This is a genomic window from Acinetobacter sp. XH1741, from assembly GCF_041021895.1.
Lineage (GTDB): Bacteria > Pseudomonadota > Gammaproteobacteria > Pseudomonadales > Moraxellaceae > Acinetobacter.
In genome coordinates this window covers 2,860,577-2,877,251 of the sequence record NZ_CP157428.1, presented here as the reverse complement: position 1 = coordinate 2,877,251, position 16,675 = coordinate 2,860,577, and the positions used below count along the sequence as shown (strand labels likewise).

Below are 16,675 nucleotides of genomic sequence, written 5' to 3'. Positions count from 1 at the left end.
TTAGCCCAGTTTAAGCATTTCTCACTTAATGAGCTGGCGGCATAAAAATAATTTGAGAATTTGGCACTCACTCAAAGGCGAATTGAAGAAAGCGAATGAAAATTCTACCTTCATCTGAATATGATCAAATTCTAAAATACAGTGTCTATTGGCTCGTCATCTCGATTGTGATTGGAGTCGTAGCGGGGTTGGCATCGACTTTAATTTTTGTGGCTTTTGATATTTCAAACAAAGTCCGAAGTCTGCATCACTGGCTGATCTACTTTCTGCCTTTTGTGGGTTTTGGTATTGGTTATCTCATTAAAAAATATGGTTCACCAATTGAACGGGGAACACATTTACTTCTAGATGAAATTCACCAGCCGAAGTCGTTTATTCCAAAACGAATGAGTCCCATCATTTTTATTACCTCAATTTTAACGCAGTTGTTTGGTGGTTCGGCAGGGCGTGAGGCACCAGCAGTTCAGCTTTCGGGTGCCTTAATTGACCACCTAAGCCATATATTAAAAATCTCGGAAGATAACCGAAAAATTTGTTTAATCGCCAGTATTGGTGCAGGCTTTGCAGGGGTGTTTGGCTTGCCTTTGGCAGGTGCAATTTATGGTTTAGAAATTACCGCTTTAGGTAACTTAAGATACTCAGCCATTTTCCCATGTTTTGTGTCGGCACTTATTGCTTCGACTATCCCTGAGCTATTCGATATTGTTCATCCGCACATCTACTATGTGATTAGCGAGTTTCCAGCCATTCATTTTGGCACGCTCATGAGCTTGATTGCGGCAGGGCTAGTGTTTGGTTTAGCTGCGCGTTTCTTTATTGCAGCCATTCACTTGGCAAGTGATCTCTTTTATAAATACATTCGCTATTTGCCATTAAGAACCATGGTCGGTGGTATTGTCATTATGCTACTTACGTTGTTCACTGCACATCAGCAATACAATGGTTTGGGTACAGATAAAATCATTTCATCTTTTTATGTACCGATTGAGTTTTACGACTTTTTTAATAAGACCGTTTTTACCGCTATTACTTTAGGGTCAGGTTTTAAAGGTGGTGAAATTACGCCGTTGTTCTATGTTGGTGCGACATTAGGTAATGCTTTAGGGGCGGTTTTAAACCTACCACTTTCATTGCTTGCAGGCTTAGGTTTAGTCAGTTTGTTTTCAGGGGCGAGTAAGGCACCGTTAACGTCTATTATTTTAGCTGTTGAGCTATTTGGAATGAATGTTGCCACTTACGCCATTATTACTTGTTTATTGGCAGCGTTATTTTCAGGGGATTGTGGGTTGTATCGCCGTAAAAAGTTGATGGATTAGAAAGGGTTTTAAATAGGCCTTATTATAATCTGGCCTATTTTTTATATTTAAATATGAGAGTTTTATTTTAAAATTACGTTTAGTTTATTTTTTATATTAATAAATTTTTGCTATTATTCATTTTGAAAAAATTAGAATGGTACAAAAATGACAAGTCCTACTTTTTTAAGAGATCTTTCTTACGAACAATTACAAGATCTTTCAGAAAATGATATTCAACAGATTTTAAATGCAGAAAATTTATATTGGCAAAATAAGCCATTTACTAAATATTATATTGCAGTAAATGGCGCCAAAACAAAAAATGGTGAGCTTATTCGAGCTTCTGGACACCATTCAAAATTAAACGGAATTTCACTAGCATTGGTGGGTGATGAAGCAATTTATGCAGATGGTACAACAGCAAAAATTATTACAGGTGCTGGTGAAGCTTTAACTATAGAAGGGCAATCAGTAGCTTTAATTGGTTCCCGTTTGGATAATAATGATGAAATCATAGAGAGTCCAAATAAGTCAGTTTATATATGTATATATAATGATGGCCCAAAACCTTTAGATTTTTTAAATAATAAATAAATGGATAAGTAAGATGTCGAAAGGTTTTGCAATCCATAATGCTATTACTGATCATGGAGGAATTGTTCCCTCAACTCAAATGCTAAGTTCCCAAATGGGTAACTTATTTGTTCGTGCTGGGGATGGGCATGTTTGTCCTAAGTGTAGGTGTTGGTCTACAGTTATTAAAAGTCATGATCATGTGATTTTTGATGGAAAACCAGTTGCCTATGTAGGTGATAAACTATCTTGTGGGGCTACACTTTTACCTCAACAAAGTCATGTTGTTGGTGAGAGTGGTAGTCCTTATTCTCAGCAAACAAATCAGACCTCCGCCACTCAAGAAAAATTTGATGAGCAACTTAAAATTGTTTTTGAGGAGGGTCTGAACGATATATTTAAATACATTGATTGTCGGGTTAAAGTAGGGGGAAGGTTTCAAGATGGTAAGCTTGATTTAAATGGTAACACCACGCGGTTTTATACAGAGAAACAAGAGCCTATTACTGAGATAGAGTTTGTTCTTAAAGATAATATAGTTTATTTTCATGATTTATAAGAGAATTTTATGACTTGGTCTGAAACCCCTAAAAGTCTTCTAAATATTTTTACAAATAAAAAAGAAGGTAGTATTAAAGAAGTAAAGATTGAAACTCCATCTAGACCGCTAACGAATGGTGAAATTAAATTAGCAACATCTGTCTTTAAAAATTCAATAAATTACACAACAGTAAAGATATTTTTTGGAAGTTTTTTTCCGCTTAAATCTCAAAATGAAGATACATTCGTCACTCCGAATGGCAGTATATATATAATGCCTAAACATTATAGAGATGATTATAGTTTGGAGGATATTTCTTATAAGAAAATTTTCCTTCATGAGCTTGGTCACGTTTGGCAACATCAACGTAAACTTATTGTTCTAGCCAATGCTGGAGCATTGCAGGCTTGTTCTGTTCTTAGTAATTTTAAATATGATCCTTATATATACAATATATGGGAAAGCCCAACTGTTGCTGAGTTTGTTAAATATAAAAATACGACTAAAAGATTTTTAGACTATAATTTAGAATCACAGGCTGAAATTTTGGCCGACTATTGGTTGTTAAAAAATAATTATGACGTGAGTTATATGCTTGAAAGAAATAGAAAGAATGTTGTAGGTAAGAGTAGGGATAAAGTTCTTGCTATGTATGAACAAAAAATTCGTCAAGTAATAAAATAAATACACTAGGAACTATTAAAGTGAAAGATTCGTCTGTTGGTAATAAAGTAATATTGGTTATTTTTGTTATATTTTTCTTGTATTTATGCTATGTCGCATTTGGTTTTTTTTCTAAAAAAGAAGAAAATAAAATTAAGGTAAATATGAGCAACTTAGATATCCATTTTTTATTAAATAAAGATGGAATAATGATTCATGGGTATGAAGTAAGAAGCTTGAGTGATAAAAAAGAAAATAGTTTAGAATATAAGAAAATTTTGCAAAAAAATGTTGAAAAAAGAGTAGCTGAGATTGTTATTGGTAATTATAAAAGCAACGGAATTGAAGAAAAGAAACCTTACTATATTTCTATTTCAAGAGAGGGACTTTTTAATGAGCCCGGGGTGGTAATGCAAACATTAAATTTTTGTATTAAAGATCACAATATATTTTCTTCTGAAGGTGACGAAGAACGCTTTGTACGTGAATGCATTAATTAGTATGAATATACAGTTTTCATATTTTTGTTCACCAAAAAGGTTCTCTGTCTCCTATCAAATATTTGGAAGCTGGCAAAGACAGGTGTCCATAGAGTAACTTTTGGAAAGACATGGAAAATTAGCCGAAAAGTGGCTAAGAAAAGCAGCTGAAAATGGCAATAAGGATGCCTTATCACTATTTGAAGAATAGCCATTTTTCTATGATATGGACTTGCTGTTTTGTGACTTCAATTAGGTGAGGAGAATTCTCTAAAGTCCATGTTTCATCGCACCAGTCACAAGCATCGTAAAAAGATTCGAGCCAAGTAGGGTAATAAATTATGTTGTCTGGAAGATTTCTTGGAGCGCCCATAAAACCTGTTTCTAAATTATTGAAAATAGTACATAGTTGAACTGGGCTTAGATTGTTTTCTTGATAATTATTTAAAACATCTAAAAAAAATCTAGCTGCTAATATTTCTGCTTCAATACAATTATATGAAAAACTAGAATCTGTTAAATTTATGTGTTGAAGTAATAAAGAATTATAATCATTAAATGGCTGTAGTAGCTCGGTAAAAAAATCTATGTGAATATCTTCGTTTTCTTCAATATATTTATTAATCTTTTTCGTTTTTTCTTGAGCTGAATATTCTCCATAATAAAGCTCAATATATAAAGACTTTAATGTCATTAGATAACTCTAATCATTTTTATAATGAAAATATATCATACTAAAAGATATTAGAAATTTCATAATGAACTAAACCATAACTTAAATCTATTAAATAACTTTTATTCCCCAACCGCTCTACTTTAATACAAATGTCATTTCCTACGCTTGACGATAACAAAAGCGAATACTATCCTTTGCGTGCTGGCCACATTGCCAGTCGATTTTGACAGATCGATTTAACACACAAGACATCAAAAAGTTCTCTTTTTGGTGGCAAACTCGTTCGTCCCCCTTCGTAGCGGTAGGGCGAGGGAGGGACGCCTTGTGCGTGCTGATTCTTGTGTGTCAGTCTGTCAACCTTCTCTCGTTCTACCACCATAATCATTTGACAGTGATCTGGTAGAACTTCTTTACACACAAGGAGTCCGCTATGCGTACTAATTCATCTTTATTGGCCTTTGCCAAAATCTCTCTATTTATACCGTTTAAACAGTCTATAAATCGGTTTAATCGACTCTAGGTCTTTTACGTCTTAAGAATCGTTACGACTCAAAAATCATAGCAACAATAAACCCGAGATAGGCGAGCACACCTTTATTGTGCTGCTTTTGCATGCCTGTTTTTAACGCTCAATTTAAGAGTGACGGCATGTCTATCTCTTTTATATACAACAAAAAATTATTTTAAGCGGTATACATGAAAAATTTAGAATCTTCATTTAGAGCACTCAGAGTGCTTCACACAGCAAAAGACTTATTTAACCAATATGGATTTCACAAAGTCGGTGTTGACCGAATTATTGCCGAATCCAAAGTAAATAAAGCCACGTTCTATAACCATTTTCATTCAAAAGAAAGACTGATTAAAATGTGCTTAACCTTTCAAAAGGATGGGTTAAAAGAAGAGGTGTTCTCTATTATTCATTCTTACCGTGAACTTATGGTGTTTGATAAGCTAAGAAAAATATTTTATCTCCATGCTAACCTCGAAGGGTTGTACCGTTTGCCTTTTAAAGCGATTTTTGAAATTGAAAATTTTTATCCAACTGCCTACAAAGTGGTGGTTGATTATAGAAATTGGTTAGTGGCTCAAATACATGGCCTAATTTTAACCATTAAACCCACAGCTTCACTTGAAGACGCCCATATGTTTTTATTTGTGATTGATGGGGCCATGGTTCAGCTTTTAAGTAAAGACAAAACAGATGAAAGAGATAAATTATTAGACTATTTTTTAATAATGCTATCTGAGTACTAAGCCTAAAAATCTTAAAATAAAAAAGCCCATCACTGGGCTTTTTTATTGGATATTAGCTTCTTAAAACTTAAGTTTTTTAAGACCACGACTCACGCCATTTTCTAAAGCTGCTTTAATGATCGGGCCAAGAAAAGGAACGCGGCCTTTAAAGCTAATGGTGTAATTTAAACGAGTTCGGTTATTTCCCAAGTCAGTAAATTGCATCACACCGCGATGCGCTTTAATTGGGCTAATGCCGCTTGTAATCGCGTACTCAATCAGTTCATTTTCTTTATAGACTAAATTTGTTTCAACAAATGAAGGTGTAAACGGAATAGACATCTTGCGTGCAGAGCCAACACCGTTACGTGCATCCTTGCCGTTACTAATGCGAGTAACTTTAGCAGGGGCAAAAAGTTTACTTAGGTTTTCATGTTCACTTAAGGTCGCAAAGACCTTATCTATAGGCGCATCAAATTCTTGTACGATGTTGACTTTTTGAGTTTTTAACATCTTGTTCCCTCTAAAGTAAATTTGACATGAGTAATTGTCATAATTTGGATATTAGCACGCTTTTGAATAACGTGGAATTTTTGTTCAGTTACTTTTAAATGCACAGCTTTTAGTGCATCTCTTTACTTTTTATTCTAAAGCGCACTCAAATTGCCCAAATTTAGTATTACTTTTAATCAAAAACGTAATACTAAGCTGGCATGCCCTTTGCATAGTCATAAACAATCAAAAGTGATCTAGGGTTCCGATACTTACAGTATGACTGGACCGAGAGTTCACGGTTCCTAGCGAACTACACGGAGGGATAAAAGCCCGGGAGGAAGTCTAAAACTATCCGACAGGAGTAGCTATGAACACTGCAAGTTATCATAACAATCAGGCGATTTGGACCGAACTTTTACCCGGAGGACATCACTGGTCGGGTCGTATTCAAAAGGGAACTATTCTTAGATTTACCTCACTTGGTGCTCAGGCAAATGTTTCTTTGTTTTGTGTAAATGCTGCCGATGTGCTTGAACGTTTTAACATGCCCGACAGTTTAAAAGGGCAACACACTGCCTATTTAAAAGCTTCCAATGTACTGTACTCAGACCTTGGCCGTGTCATGGCTTCCATTGTTCATGACGACCATGGCTGGAACGACGCACTTTGTGGCCCAAGCCGACCAGAACAAATTGAACAGCAATTTGGTACTCGAACCTTTCAAGATGCCCGCAATGATATGTACCAAAACGGCTTGGACAGCTTACTCATTGAAATGTGTAAATACGGACTTGCCAGCCAAGACCTGAGTGCTGCGGTTAATCTATTTTCTAAAGTTACGCCAGATGAAAACGGCGCTTTGTCTTATGTCAGTTCTGACAACACTAATCAAAGCATTGAACTGCGCCTTGAAATGGACTGCTTACTATTTTTATCTGCCGCACCGCATGGTTTAGACACTAGCCCAAGCTATCAACCTGCCGATATTCAACTCAGTTTATTTAAAGCCAATTCTTTAACAGACAGTGATATTTGTCGTGATGCATGTTCGCAAAATCAGCGTGCGTTTCAAAACACTGCGCGCTACTACGCACTTAGCAATATTTAAATCAGGAGAAGCATCATGACAGTTTTACAATCATTTGAAAAAGCAGTTTTAAATGAAGTTTGTCCTGCGGGTGAAGCGTGGATGTGCGAGGTTAAAAAGGGCCAATATTTTCGAATTATTGATCTTGAGGGAAACCAAGCGGTCGATACTTTGTTTATAAGTGCCGAAAACCCGACGGAGCGTTATAGCGCAATGGATACTTTGGCCATTAACCAACACATTTATTTAGAAAAGGGCACCAAGCTCTATAGTAACTTTGGCCGCCCAATTGCCATTATTCATGATGATAATTGCGGTCGCCATGACACGATTGGCGGCGCCTGTTCATGCGAAAGTAATACGGTTCGCTATGCACATGAAACGTACCCAATGCATAGTTGCCGTAACAACTTTATGTATGCCTTAGCAAAACACCCCATTGCGAAAAAGCATGGCTTAAATGTCCGTCATATCGGCCCAAACATTAACTTTTTCATGAATGTGCCAGTAACGCCAGACGGTCAGCTTAAATTTGATGATGGAATTTCAGGACCGGGAAAATATGTCGAAGTTCGGGCAGAAATGGATTTGATTGTTTTAATTTCCAATTGCCCACAGCTCAATAACCCATGTAATGCCTATAACCCAACCAAAATTCAACTGATTGTCCGCGAAGCGGAAGGGGTGTAAGCATGTTTAAAAAAGTTCTAATTGCTAACCGCGGTGCAATCGCTTGTCGTGTAATTCGCACCCTAAAAAAACTTGGTATCGCTTCGGTTGCGGTTTACTCGGAAGCCGACCGTGATTCGTTACATGTGACTTTGGCCGATGAAGCTTTTTTGATTGGTTCTGGGCCCGCTCATCAAAGCTATTTAAATATTGAAAAAATCCTGGAGGTTGCGAAACAGTCGGGCGCAGAAGCGATTCACCCCGGTTATGGTTTTTTGTCTGAAAATGCAGAATTTTGTGATTTATGTGAAAACCAAGGTATTGCTTTTATTGGGCCAACTTCAAGCCAAATGCTCGACTTTGGTTTAAAACATACTGCGCGTGAACTCGCTATTAAAAGCAATGTACCTTTACTGCCGGGTAGTTCGCTACTTGCCGATGAAGCTGAGGCCTTAACTGAAGCTGCTCGTATTGGTTATCCGGTTATGCTGAAAAGTACCGCGGGTGGCGGTGGTATTGGTATGCGTCTGGTGTGGAATGAAGATGGCTTAAAAGATGCCTATCAAACTGTGTCTTATTTAGCGCAGGTCAATTTTAAAGATGCAGGTTTGTACTTAGAGAAATTTGTACAACATGCACGGCACATCGAAGTACAAATTTTTGGTGATGGGCAAGGCCAAGTTTTAGCCTTGGGTGAGCGTGATTGTTCGGTACAACGCCGTAATCAGAAAGTGATTGAAGAAACACCTGCGCCACATTTAAATGAACAGCAACGCAACTACCTTCAAAAAGTTGCGATTCAACTCATGCAGTCGGTGAACTACCGCTCGGCAGGCACGGTTGAGTTTGTCATGGACACCGAAACCCAAGAATTTTATTTCTTAGAGGTCAACACGCGTTTGCAAGTTGAGCACGGCGTGACCGAGCAAGTATTTGGTGTCGACTTAGTCGAGTGGATGGTTACTTTAGCAAGTGGTGATTGGTCAGCGCCAACAGAAAAGTTAGAGCCAACAGGCCATTCCATTCAAGTTCGTCTTTATGCCGAAGACCCGATTAAACAGTTCCAGCCGAGTGCAGGTCTACTCACACATGTTAAATTTGACCCGCAAGCCAGAGTCGAAACATGGGTGGAAACAGGTTCAACGGTGTCATCTTTTTATGACCCAATGATTGCCAAAATTATTGTGACTGCTGGAACACGTGAACAAGCCATACATGCAATGAGTGTCAGCCTTGCCAACACGCAAGTGGCAGGCATTGAAACCAATCTGGAATATTTACAAAACATTATTGCTTGCGATGTGTTTGCGCTTGGCACTCAAACCACCCGGTTTTTAAATACATTTGAATGGAAAACTCAAAAAATTGAGGTATTGCAAGCCGGTATTCAAACTGCCATTCAGGACGTAACAGGCCGATTAGGTTATTGGGATGTTGGTGTGCCGCCATCAGGTGCCATCGATCCACTCAGTTTAACAGTGGCAAACCAGCTTTTAGCCAATGAGCTAAATACCGCAGGGCTTGAATGTACCTTACAAGGGCCAACTTTAAAGTTTCACTGCGACAGCCAAATTGTCATTACAGGCGGTGATATGCCGTCAAAACTTGATGGCGAACTTGTGCCAATGTGGCAAACCATTAATGTAAAAAAGGGCCAAGTTTTAAAATGTGGGATTATTCGATCAGGTTGCCGTAGCTATATTGGCGTTAAAGGTGGTTTCGATGTTCCTGACTATTTAGGCTCGCAAGCGACTTTTACTTTGGGGCAATTTGGTGGGCATGCAGGCCGTAATTTATTAATTGGCGATATGCTGCCAATTACTGAATATTCCGCTCAAACGACCACAGCTCTAGCTCAAGCACAAATTCCTAGCTTTACCCAAACTTGGGAAATTGCAGTGATGTATGGGCCACATGGCGCACCAGATTTTTTTACCAAACAAGATATCGATACATTCTTTGCCAACGAGTTTGAAATTCACTATAACTCAAGCCGCACAGGCATTCGTTTAATTGGGCCAAAACCAGCGTGGGCACGTGAAGATGGTGGCGAGGCAGGCTTACATCCGTCCAATATTCATGACAATGCATATGCGATTGGCGCAATTGATTTTACAGGTGATATGCCAATTATTTTGGGGCCAGATGGTCCGAGCTTAGGCGGCTTTGTATGTCCTGCGGTAGTCATTCATTCTGAGCTTTGGAAAATTGGGCAGCTAAAAGCAGGCGATAAAGTCAAATTTGTACCTGTGAGTTATGTGCAAGCGAAAGCACTCGATCAAAAATATCATCAAAGCTTAACTGCGACTGATACAACTCACATTGATTTCAACCCAACCATTCGAGCAGAACCCGACACTTTAAATGATGCAGTTTTGGCAACTTTACAAGGTGAAGCTGATTTACCAAGCGTGACCTATCGACCAGCAGGAAATAGCTATTTATTGGTGGAATATGGAGAGTTAGTCCTCGACCTAAATTTACGCTTCCGTATTCATGCGCTTATGCAATGGGTCAAAGATCAAAACATTCAGGGCATTATCGACTTAACACCTGGCATTCGTTCACTACAAATTCATTTTGATTCAATTCAGCTTGATCAACTTGAGCTTTTACAGAAACTTCAACAAGCAGAAGCCGAGTTACCCGACATTCAAAATATGCAGGTGCCTTCACGGACTGTCTACTTGCCTTTGGCTTGGGAAGATTCACAAACAAAGCTTGCCACCGAACGCTACACACAAATTGTTCGTCCAGATGCGCCGTGGTGCCCCGATAATGTTGAGTTTATTCGCCGTATTAATGGCTTAGCTTCCAAGCAAGCCGTTAAAGAGGTGGTCTATAGTGCAAACTATCTAGTGATGGGGTTGGGAGATGTGTATTTGGGTGCTCCCGTTGCAACGCCGCTCGACCCACGTCAACGCTTAGTTACCACTAAACTTAGTGCGGAAATTGGAATAGTAAAATACAAATAAATCAAATATTTATGTTTGATTATCCGTTTTGTGTGTGTGCCTGTAGAATGATTTTTTATAAGTAAAAGGTTTCTACAAAAAAACACCTCGCATGGAGGTGTTGTTCTTGGTGGACTCGATCACAACAATTCGATAATTAAAGCGTTCATTTCGTCTTTCGATTTCGAGCTATTCATTTCTGTTACTGACTTTGATTCAAGAATCGCATCACGATACTGTTTGCGCTCGAATAGCACTGTTTTTAGTAGTTTGAACTGCTCATATTCGTTAATAAGCTCCACAGCGTCATTTAGCTCATTTGAGCGTACTGAAGCTCTATTAATCAACACGTATGCGTCTAAATCTTTATTAGTCTTTCTAGCAGCAGCAACTTTCTCTTGCATGTAGTCCAATACTTGCAGATCAAGTAGGCTTGGCTGAGTAGGGATTATTAGCACATTGGATACAAGTAGAGCTTCACGAAAGACCGTTGAATCTCGCCCTGCAACATCTATTAGGACGTACTCATATTCCGCATCTAATTTCTCAAGCTGTAGTAATAGATTTTCGTGAATACACTGACACTCAATATCTCCACGTTGTCTAGCCCATTTTGAAGATGATTGTTGTTCATCACAATCAATCAGTATGCTTTTTCCTTTTTGATTGAGCGATACAGCTAAATTAGTAGCTAGTGTAGTCTTACCAACTCCACCTTTTCGGTTCGCTATAGTTATAATCTTAGCCATTAACAAACACCTTTAAATTAATAAATAATCGTTTATTTGTTTGTATTTATAGTCGTATTATTTAATTGATAAATTAAACTATAAAATACTGTATACATAAAACTGTTTATACACCTAAAAATACAACTATTATTTATTGTTCTTTTTTAGGTTTAGTAACATTAAGTTGATTATTCAATATCTCTTGATATTCTTTAGCACCCAAAACCTTTTTACATTGTTGCAAGATACTCTCACGAATGAATACGCTAATCGAAATATTCTGATCTTGCCCAAGTTTTTTAACAGCTTCATCAATCACGTTAAGTTCTTCAACAAAGAGTGGGATAGTTAGGTTGCGACCATGTTTAGTACGAACACGTTTAGCTATTGGTAGTGTGTTTTTCTCAATATTGATGATTGATTTATTGCGTGTGACGATTTGTTCCTTATCTTTTTTTTCTTTACCATCTGATACCTTTGCATCTGAATTTACGTCATCTTGAGTAAACTCAGTATTCTCCATTGCTTTTTTAAATCTATTACTCATATCAATATCCAAACTATAAGTTAAACTAATATTGTAACTAATAATAGTTGTATTTTTTAAACTATTATTAGGTTTTTTTTGTAAAAAAAATGGGGGGGTTCACCCCCATTTTTTAATACTAAATATCTAATTTAGGTAAGTTTCTAACAATCTTCATTGTTTCAAGACTGACAGTAATCACTCGTAAAAACAGATTGAGAGGGTATGATGGATCATTCATTGTTTCGATTGCCCAATCATTCGCATCATTCACAATGCCACTGTCTTTATGCGTAGATACGCCTTGGCGTTCCATAACCCATTCGAGTGCAGGCTTGCCATTTACAACGTAGTCATAGGCTTCTAATGGGATATTTTCGATAGTGATAGCATTATTATAAACAACGGCTCTGTACACGACAAATTTCACAGAACCCTTATCCTATCAGGATTCTGCCTTCTTAAAATTGCCAAAATTTCCTTAAACTCTTCTTTTTTCCCAAAACCAATTAAACGCTGAATCGCCATTTGAACATAGTCTAAACCATAGCGAAATAAACTCATTGAGAGTCGTCCATGCTTCTTTATTTTTATCGCTTTTTTTTGATCATGTTGCCATTCACCCGTTAAGTAACACCAACAGAAGCTTATAGCTAACACCGCAATCAATTTTTTCACTCGTCTAGGGTCTGTCAAGCGCGTATTTTCAAGATTAAACCCGCGTCCTTTGAGACAACTGAATAAGGTTTCAATTTCCCAGCGTAATGCATAATCCTGAATAGCATTGGCATTAAACTGAGGAGAAACGACGAGTAAAAGCTCTCCATTTTCTAACTGTAGTGCACTTATATATAGTTTCACCCGACCAACCAAAATCCGTCGTTTACGACATTCAATTTGACCAACTTTAAGATGGCGAAATAAATCACTAATTTTATGATTCTTTCCTAAATGATTGGTGACAATGAAGTTTTTTTAACACGAATGCAGAAGTTGATGTCTTGTTCAATTAACCATGTAAACCACTGCTCACCGATAAACTCTCTGTCTGCGAACACATTCACAATACGGTCTTTACCAAAAATGGCTATAAAGCGTTGAATCAAAGCAATGCGCTCTTTCGTATCTGAATTTCCACGTTTATTAAGCAATGTCCAAAGGATAGGTATCGCTATTCCACGATAAACGATTGCGAGCATCAGGATATTAATATTTCGTTTTCCCCATTTCCAATTGGTTCTATCTAAAGTCAGTTGCACTTGGTCGAATGAAAACATATTGAAAATCAACTGAGAAATTTGACGATAATCAAAATACTGACCTGCAAAGAAGCGCTGCATACGTCGATAAAATGATTGTGGTAAGCACTTGATGGGCAAGGCTTTAGATGCAGAAGAAAGATTACATGTTTGCTTTAAAATAATCACAAGCATGATGAGCGCAAAGCACTTTAAATGTGACTTGTTCCATTTTAGAGATTTGTTTAAGATAAGATATAACTCATTGAGATGTGTCATAGTATTCGTCGTTAGAAAACAATTATTATGACATTATTTCAATGAGTTATCTATTTTTGTCGTGTACAGAGAAATAATGAGATAAATTTTTTAAGGACTACAATTGAAAAAAGGATAAAGAATAATACGGATTAGAATAAAAATAGGGTAGAGAATGCTTCTGTTGAGAGAGGCATTTAATACAGAGATAAATAATAGATTTTAAAAAAATTGCATGAGAGATTTAGTCCCAATTCCTAAATGAAATGAGATAAAGATGAGATAGGATGATCTGGTATTTCGCCTAATCTTAAGCCTTATACCAGATGCTGAGTGATTTTAATTTATGACTATGCACACTTGGTTTGCCAATACGCATTTGCATAATTCGACAAGCTTTTTCGGTTTAATACATTGCTAATATTTTGGCTGGCTTGCATCAGTTTTTCTAAATCAATCCCCGTTTCAAACCCCATGTGCGACAGTAAATAAAACAGATCTTCTGTCGATACATTGCCAGAAGCCCCTTTGGCATAAGGGCAACCACCAAGTCCTGCAAGAGACGAATCAAAAACACGAATGCCTTGCTGTAAAGACTGATAAATATTGGCAATTGCCATGCCGTAGGTGTTATGGAAATGCCCAGCTAAAACCTTGCTGTCGAGTTCAGCAAGACAGGCTTGCCAAACCTTTTGAACACGATCTGGTGTTGCCGTGCCAATGGTTTCACCTAAAGACACCTCATAGCAGCCCATGTCATAGAGCCGTTTCACTACTTTTACGACTTGCTCAGGTGCAATTGCACCTTCATAAGGACAATCGACAATACAAGAGACATAACCGCGTACACGGATGTTATGTGCTTTTGCTGCGCTCATGACATCGCTGAATTTTTCAAAGCTTTCGTCGATTGAGCAGTTAATATTTTTACGAGTAAAGCTTTCAGAAGCTGCCGTAAACACTGCAACTTCTTTGCATCCTACCGCTTGAGCTGTCTCAAAACCTTTGATATTGGGCGTGAGCAGACTAAATTGCACCTCGGTTGTTTGGGGTAACAGCTTAAATAGCTCGTCACTTTGAGCCATTTGCGGTACCCATTTTGCCGAAACACATGAACCCACTTCAATCGATTTCAGACCTGCATTTATCAAGTCATTAATAAAGTTTAAACGCTGTTCGACGGTCAAGGCCTGCTTTTCGTTTTGGAGGCCATCTCTGGGACCGACCTCCACGATTTTGACAAACTCACTCATGCAACTTCCTCCTGAGCAGGCTGAAATTCCACAAGTTCATCGCCAGCTTTGACCTGATCACCGACTTGGAAATAAGAGTCTACAATCAAGCCGTCTTTAGGTGCACGAATGGTGTATTCCATTTTCATGGCTTCAAGCGTCATTAAAATATCGTCTTTCTTCACGCTATGATTTGCACTTACCAGCACTTGCGTGACTACACCCGGCATTGGGGCTTTTAAGTGACCTTCATCGGCTTGACTATCTGCTTGATTAAAGTCTTGGCGAATATAAGCAAACTTATAGCTTTGTCCATTTTGGAATAAGGTAATGCCTTGCTGACTTTGGTTAAAAGACAGTTTTTGCTGTGTTCCATTAATTTGAACAGAGGCCGTATGCGCATCAATCAATTGGCCAGAAATCGGGTAGCTTTGACCGTTATATTCTGCGGTGAAGCCATGTTCATTTGAAGCAAACTTGACTTGGATATTTTGGTTTAAATAATTCAGTTTAATGCTGTGCTGATAAGCAATATTTAAACGCCAAAGCGGTTGAGCTTGCCAAAGCTGTTTTTGGCTTGAGCTGTTGTTATTAAGTTTGCTTAGAAACTCAATAAATGCCGCTGCCACTACAAGTTCTGGTTTGATTTCTTCAGGACTAAACAAGAAGTTTTGTTCACGCTGAATCAGATTGGTATCAAGCTTGGCTTGTTTAAACGATTCGCTACGAACAATTTTTTCAAGAAAGGCAATATTGTTGCCTAAACCATCGACATGGAATTGGCTTAAAGCATGTTGCATTTGAATGAGTGCAGCTTCACGGTTTTTACCCCATACGATCAGTTTAGCTATCATTGGGTCGTAATAGGTCGTGATTTCATCGCCTTCAACAATACCACTGTCTACACGTACATATTGGTTTTGAGTTGGGTAGTGCAGATAGTCAATTTTACCAATAGCAGGTAAAAAGCCCTTTTCAGGTTCTTCTGCATAGATCCGTGCTTCGAGCGCATGGCCGTGAATGTGTAATTCGTTTTGTAGTTTTGGCAAAGGTTCGCCATAAGCTACACGTAGTTGCCATTCAACCAAGTCTTCACCTGTAATCATTTCAGTCACTGGGTGTTCGACTTGTAGACGAGTATTCATTTCCATGAAATAAGCCGTACCGTCTTGTTCCACAATAAACTCAACTGTACCAGCACCGACATAATTTACCGCACGCGCAGCATCAATTGCTGCTTGGCGCACCGCATCGAGTTTTTCGCTTGGCATCTGTGGAGCAGGGGCTTCTTCTAGCACTTTTTGGTGGCGACGTTGTACAGAGCAGTCGCGTTCAAATAAATGCACATAATTGCCATGTGTATCGCCAAACACTTGAACTTCAATATGGCGCGGTTGAATCACATAACGCTCAATTAAGACATCATCATTACCAAAGCTCGATTTGGCTTCACGTTTACAAGAGGCTAAGGCATGTAGAAAATCTTCACTGCGTTCAACCAGACTCATGCCTTTACCACCGCCGCCAGCACTGGCTTTAATTAAAACTGGATAGCCAATTCGGTCGGCCTGTTGTTTTAAAAAGTCAGCATCTTGGTTGGTTCCGTGATAACCCGGTGTTAAAGGAACACCTGCTTTTTCCATTAAAGCTTTAGAGGTTGCTTTTAAGCCCATCGCCAAAATGGCATCCACTGGTGGGCCAATAAAGCAAATATTGTGTTGTTGGCAAGCAAGCGCAAATTGGTCATTTTCTGAAAGAAAACCGTAGCCCGGGTGAACCGCTTGGCTGCCTGTATCAATTGCTGCTTGAATAATACGATCAACCTGTAAATAACTTTGTGTTGCAGGGGACTGACCAATATAAACCGCTTCATCTGCAAGTTTGACATGTTGTGCGTTTGCGTCTGCATCGGAGTAAACAGCAACCGTTGCAATCCCTAATTTTTTGGCTGTACGAATCACACGGCAGGCAATTTCGCCACGGTTCGCAATTAAAATCTTTTCAAACATGATGATCGTC

15 protein-coding genes, 3 pseudogenes and 1 riboswitch are annotated in these 16,675 nt (G+C 38.3%); of the genes and pseudogenes, 10 read left to right on the top strand and 8 right to left on the bottom strand.

Annotated features, from left to right (window positions below; all coding sequences use genetic code 11):
* Window positions 1-95: 95 nt before the first annotated feature.
* From ABLB96_RS13725 to ABLB96_RS13700, 6 genes and pseudogenes are all read left to right on the top strand, one after another.
* The gene (locus ABLB96_RS13725) at window positions 96-1,316 is read left to right on the top strand and encodes a chloride channel protein (protein WP_348896758.1); all 1,221 of its coding nucleotides are present in this window, start codon (window positions 96-98) and stop codon (window positions 1,314-1,316) included.
* A gap of 147 nt (window positions 1,317-1,463) precedes the next feature.
* Complete coding sequence (locus ABLB96_RS13720; RefSeq protein ID WP_348896757.1) at window positions 1,464-1,892, top strand: PAAR domain-containing protein; 429 nt, start codon at window positions 1,464-1,466, stop codon at window positions 1,890-1,892.
* 13 nt (window positions 1,893-1,905) lie between these two features.
* Window positions 1,906-2,430: a PAAR domain-containing protein gene (locus ABLB96_RS13715; RefSeq protein ID WP_348896756.1), complete on the top strand. Its 525-nt coding sequence runs from the start codon at window positions 1,906-1,908 to the stop codon at window positions 2,428-2,430.
* 9 nt (window positions 2,431-2,439) lie between these two features.
* A complete protein-coding gene (locus tag ABLB96_RS13710; RefSeq protein ID WP_004835462.1) occupies window positions 2,440-3,096 on the top strand; it encodes a hypothetical protein in 657 nt (218 codons plus the stop codon).
* 20 nt (window positions 3,097-3,116) lie between these two features.
* A complete protein-coding gene (locus ABLB96_RS13705; RefSeq protein ID WP_348896755.1) occupies window positions 3,117-3,575 on the top strand; it encodes a hypothetical protein in 459 nt (152 codons plus the stop codon).
* Between the two features lie 100 nt (window positions 3,576-3,675).
* Window positions 3,676-3,765: pseudogene (locus tag ABLB96_RS13700) on the top strand (sel1 repeat family protein); the annotation flags it as partial.
* On the opposite strand, the gene ABLB96_RS13695 reads toward ABLB96_RS13700, so the two are convergent.
* Window positions 3,751-4,248, bottom strand: a complete 498-nt coding sequence (locus ABLB96_RS13695; RefSeq protein WP_348896754.1) for a hypothetical protein — start codon at window positions 4,246-4,248, stop codon at window positions 3,751-3,753. The pseudogene ABLB96_RS13700 and the gene ABLB96_RS13695 overlap by 15 nt on opposite strands.
* 678 nt (window positions 4,249-4,926) lie before the next feature.
* On the opposite strand from ABLB96_RS13695, the gene ABLB96_RS13690 reads away from it, so the two are divergent.
* Complete coding sequence (locus ABLB96_RS13690; RefSeq protein ID WP_348896753.1) at window positions 4,927-5,487, top strand: TetR/AcrR family transcriptional regulator; 561 nt, start codon at window positions 4,927-4,929, stop codon at window positions 5,485-5,487.
* Between the two features lie 60 nt (window positions 5,488-5,547).
* Here ABLB96_RS13690 and ABLB96_RS13685 read toward each other — a convergent pair whose 3' ends face one another.
* A complete protein-coding gene (locus ABLB96_RS13685; protein ID WP_348896752.1) occupies window positions 5,548-5,979 on the bottom strand; it encodes an SRPBCC family protein in 432 nt (143 codons plus the stop codon).
* A gap of 225 nt (window positions 5,980-6,204) precedes the next feature.
* Window positions 6,205-6,300: riboswitch (guanidine-I (ykkC/yxkD leader) on the top strand.
* Window positions 6,301-6,328: 28 nt separating this feature from the next.
* Here ABLB96_RS13685 and ABLB96_RS13680 point away from each other — a divergent pair.
* The 3 genes and pseudogenes from ABLB96_RS13680 to uca form a co-directional block, all read left to right on the top strand.
* Window positions 6,329-7,069 (top strand): urea amidolyase associated protein UAAP1, encoded by a 741-nt coding sequence (locus ABLB96_RS13680; RefSeq protein ID WP_348896751.1) that lies wholly within the window; start codon window positions 6,329-6,331, stop codon window positions 7,067-7,069.
* 15 nt (window positions 7,070-7,084) lie between these two features.
* A complete protein-coding gene (locus ABLB96_RS13675; RefSeq protein ID WP_348896750.1) occupies window positions 7,085-7,738 on the top strand; it encodes an urea amidolyase associated protein UAAP2 in 654 nt (217 codons plus the stop codon).
* Between the two features lie 2 nt (window positions 7,739-7,740).
* Window positions 7,741-10,656, top strand: a pseudogene (uca, locus tag ABLB96_RS13670) (urea carboxylase); the annotation flags it as partial.
* A gap of 155 nt (window positions 10,657-10,811) precedes the next feature.
* Here the strand turns inward: uca and ABLB96_RS13665 are convergent.
* From ABLB96_RS13665 to ABLB96_RS13640, 6 genes and pseudogenes are all read right to left on the bottom strand, one after another.
* Entirely contained in the window at window positions 10,812-11,420 is a 609-nt protein-coding gene (locus tag ABLB96_RS13665) for an AAA family ATPase (RefSeq protein ID WP_107010075.1), read from the bottom strand.
* A gap of 133 nt (window positions 11,421-11,553) precedes the next feature.
* A complete protein-coding gene (locus tag ABLB96_RS13660; RefSeq protein ID WP_107010074.1) occupies window positions 11,554-11,949 on the bottom strand; it encodes a hypothetical protein in 396 nt (131 codons plus the stop codon).
* A gap of 118 nt (window positions 11,950-12,067) precedes the next feature.
* Window positions 12,068-12,334, bottom strand: a pseudogene (locus tag ABLB96_RS13655) (type ISP restriction/modification enzyme); the annotation flags it as partial.
* Window positions 12,335-12,354: 20 nt separating this feature from the next.
* A protein-coding gene (locus ABLB96_RS13650) for an IS4-like element ISAba1 family transposase (RefSeq protein ID WP_085947913.1) occupies window positions 12,355-13,445 on the bottom strand; the annotation gives its coding sequence in 2 pieces (ribosomal slippage) (window positions 12,355-12,905 and window positions 12,905-13,445; 1,092 coding nt in all).
* Window positions 13,446-13,774: 329 nt separating this feature from the next.
* Window positions 13,775-14,677 (bottom strand): hydroxymethylglutaryl-CoA lyase, encoded by a 903-nt coding sequence (locus tag ABLB96_RS13645; RefSeq protein WP_348898380.1) that lies wholly within the window; start codon window positions 14,675-14,677, stop codon window positions 13,775-13,777.
* Window positions 14,674-16,665 carry an acetyl/propionyl/methylcrotonyl-CoA carboxylase subunit alpha gene (locus ABLB96_RS13640; RefSeq protein WP_348898379.1) on the bottom strand — a complete coding sequence of 664 codons (1,992 nt, stop codon included), beginning with the start codon at window positions 16,663-16,665 and terminating at the stop codon, window positions 14,674-14,676. Before ABLB96_RS13640 ends, ABLB96_RS13645 begins: the two co-directional genes overlap by 4 nt.
* Window positions 16,666-16,675 lie beyond the last annotated feature (10 nt).

Coding starts and splice junctions, on each gene's coding strand:
- ABLB96_RS13640 (WP_348898379.1), bottom strand. CDS start 16,665: ATGTTTGAAAAGATTTTAATTGCGAACCGTGGCGAAATTGCCTGCCGT.
- ABLB96_RS13665 (WP_107010075.1), bottom strand. CDS start 11,420: ATGGCTAAGATTATAACTATAGCGAACCGAAAAGGTGGAGTTGGTAAG.
- ABLB96_RS13675 (WP_348896750.1), top strand. CDS start 7,085: ATGACAGTTTTACAATCATTTGAAAAAGCAGTTTTAAATGAAGTTTGT.
- ABLB96_RS13715 (WP_348896756.1), top strand. CDS start 1,906: ATGTCGAAAGGTTTTGCAATCCATAATGCTATTACTGATCATGGAGGA.
- ABLB96_RS13660 (WP_107010074.1), bottom strand. CDS start 11,949: ATGAGTAATAGATTTAAAAAAGCAATGGAGAATACTGAGTTTACTCAA.
- ABLB96_RS13680 (WP_348896751.1), top strand. CDS start 6,329: ATGAACACTGCAAGTTATCATAACAATCAGGCGATTTGGACCGAACTT.
- ABLB96_RS13710 (WP_004835462.1), top strand. CDS start 2,440: ATGACTTGGTCTGAAACCCCTAAAAGTCTTCTAAATATTTTTACAAAT.
- ABLB96_RS13690 (WP_348896753.1), top strand. CDS start 4,927: ATGAAAAATTTAGAATCTTCATTTAGAGCACTCAGAGTGCTTCACACA.
- ABLB96_RS13725 (WP_348896758.1), top strand. CDS start 96: ATGAAAATTCTACCTTCATCTGAATATGATCAAATTCTAAAATACAGT.
- ABLB96_RS13645 (WP_348898380.1), bottom strand. CDS start 14,677: ATGAGTGAGTTTGTCAAAATCGTGGAGGTCGGTCCCAGAGATGGCCTC.
- ABLB96_RS13685 (WP_348896752.1), bottom strand. CDS start 5,979: ATGTTAAAAACTCAAAAAGTCAACATCGTACAAGAATTTGATGCGCCT.
- ABLB96_RS13720 (WP_348896757.1), top strand. CDS start 1,464: ATGACAAGTCCTACTTTTTTAAGAGATCTTTCTTACGAACAATTACAA.
- ABLB96_RS13695 (WP_348896754.1), bottom strand. CDS start 4,248: ATGACATTAAAGTCTTTATATATTGAGCTTTATTATGGAGAATATTCA.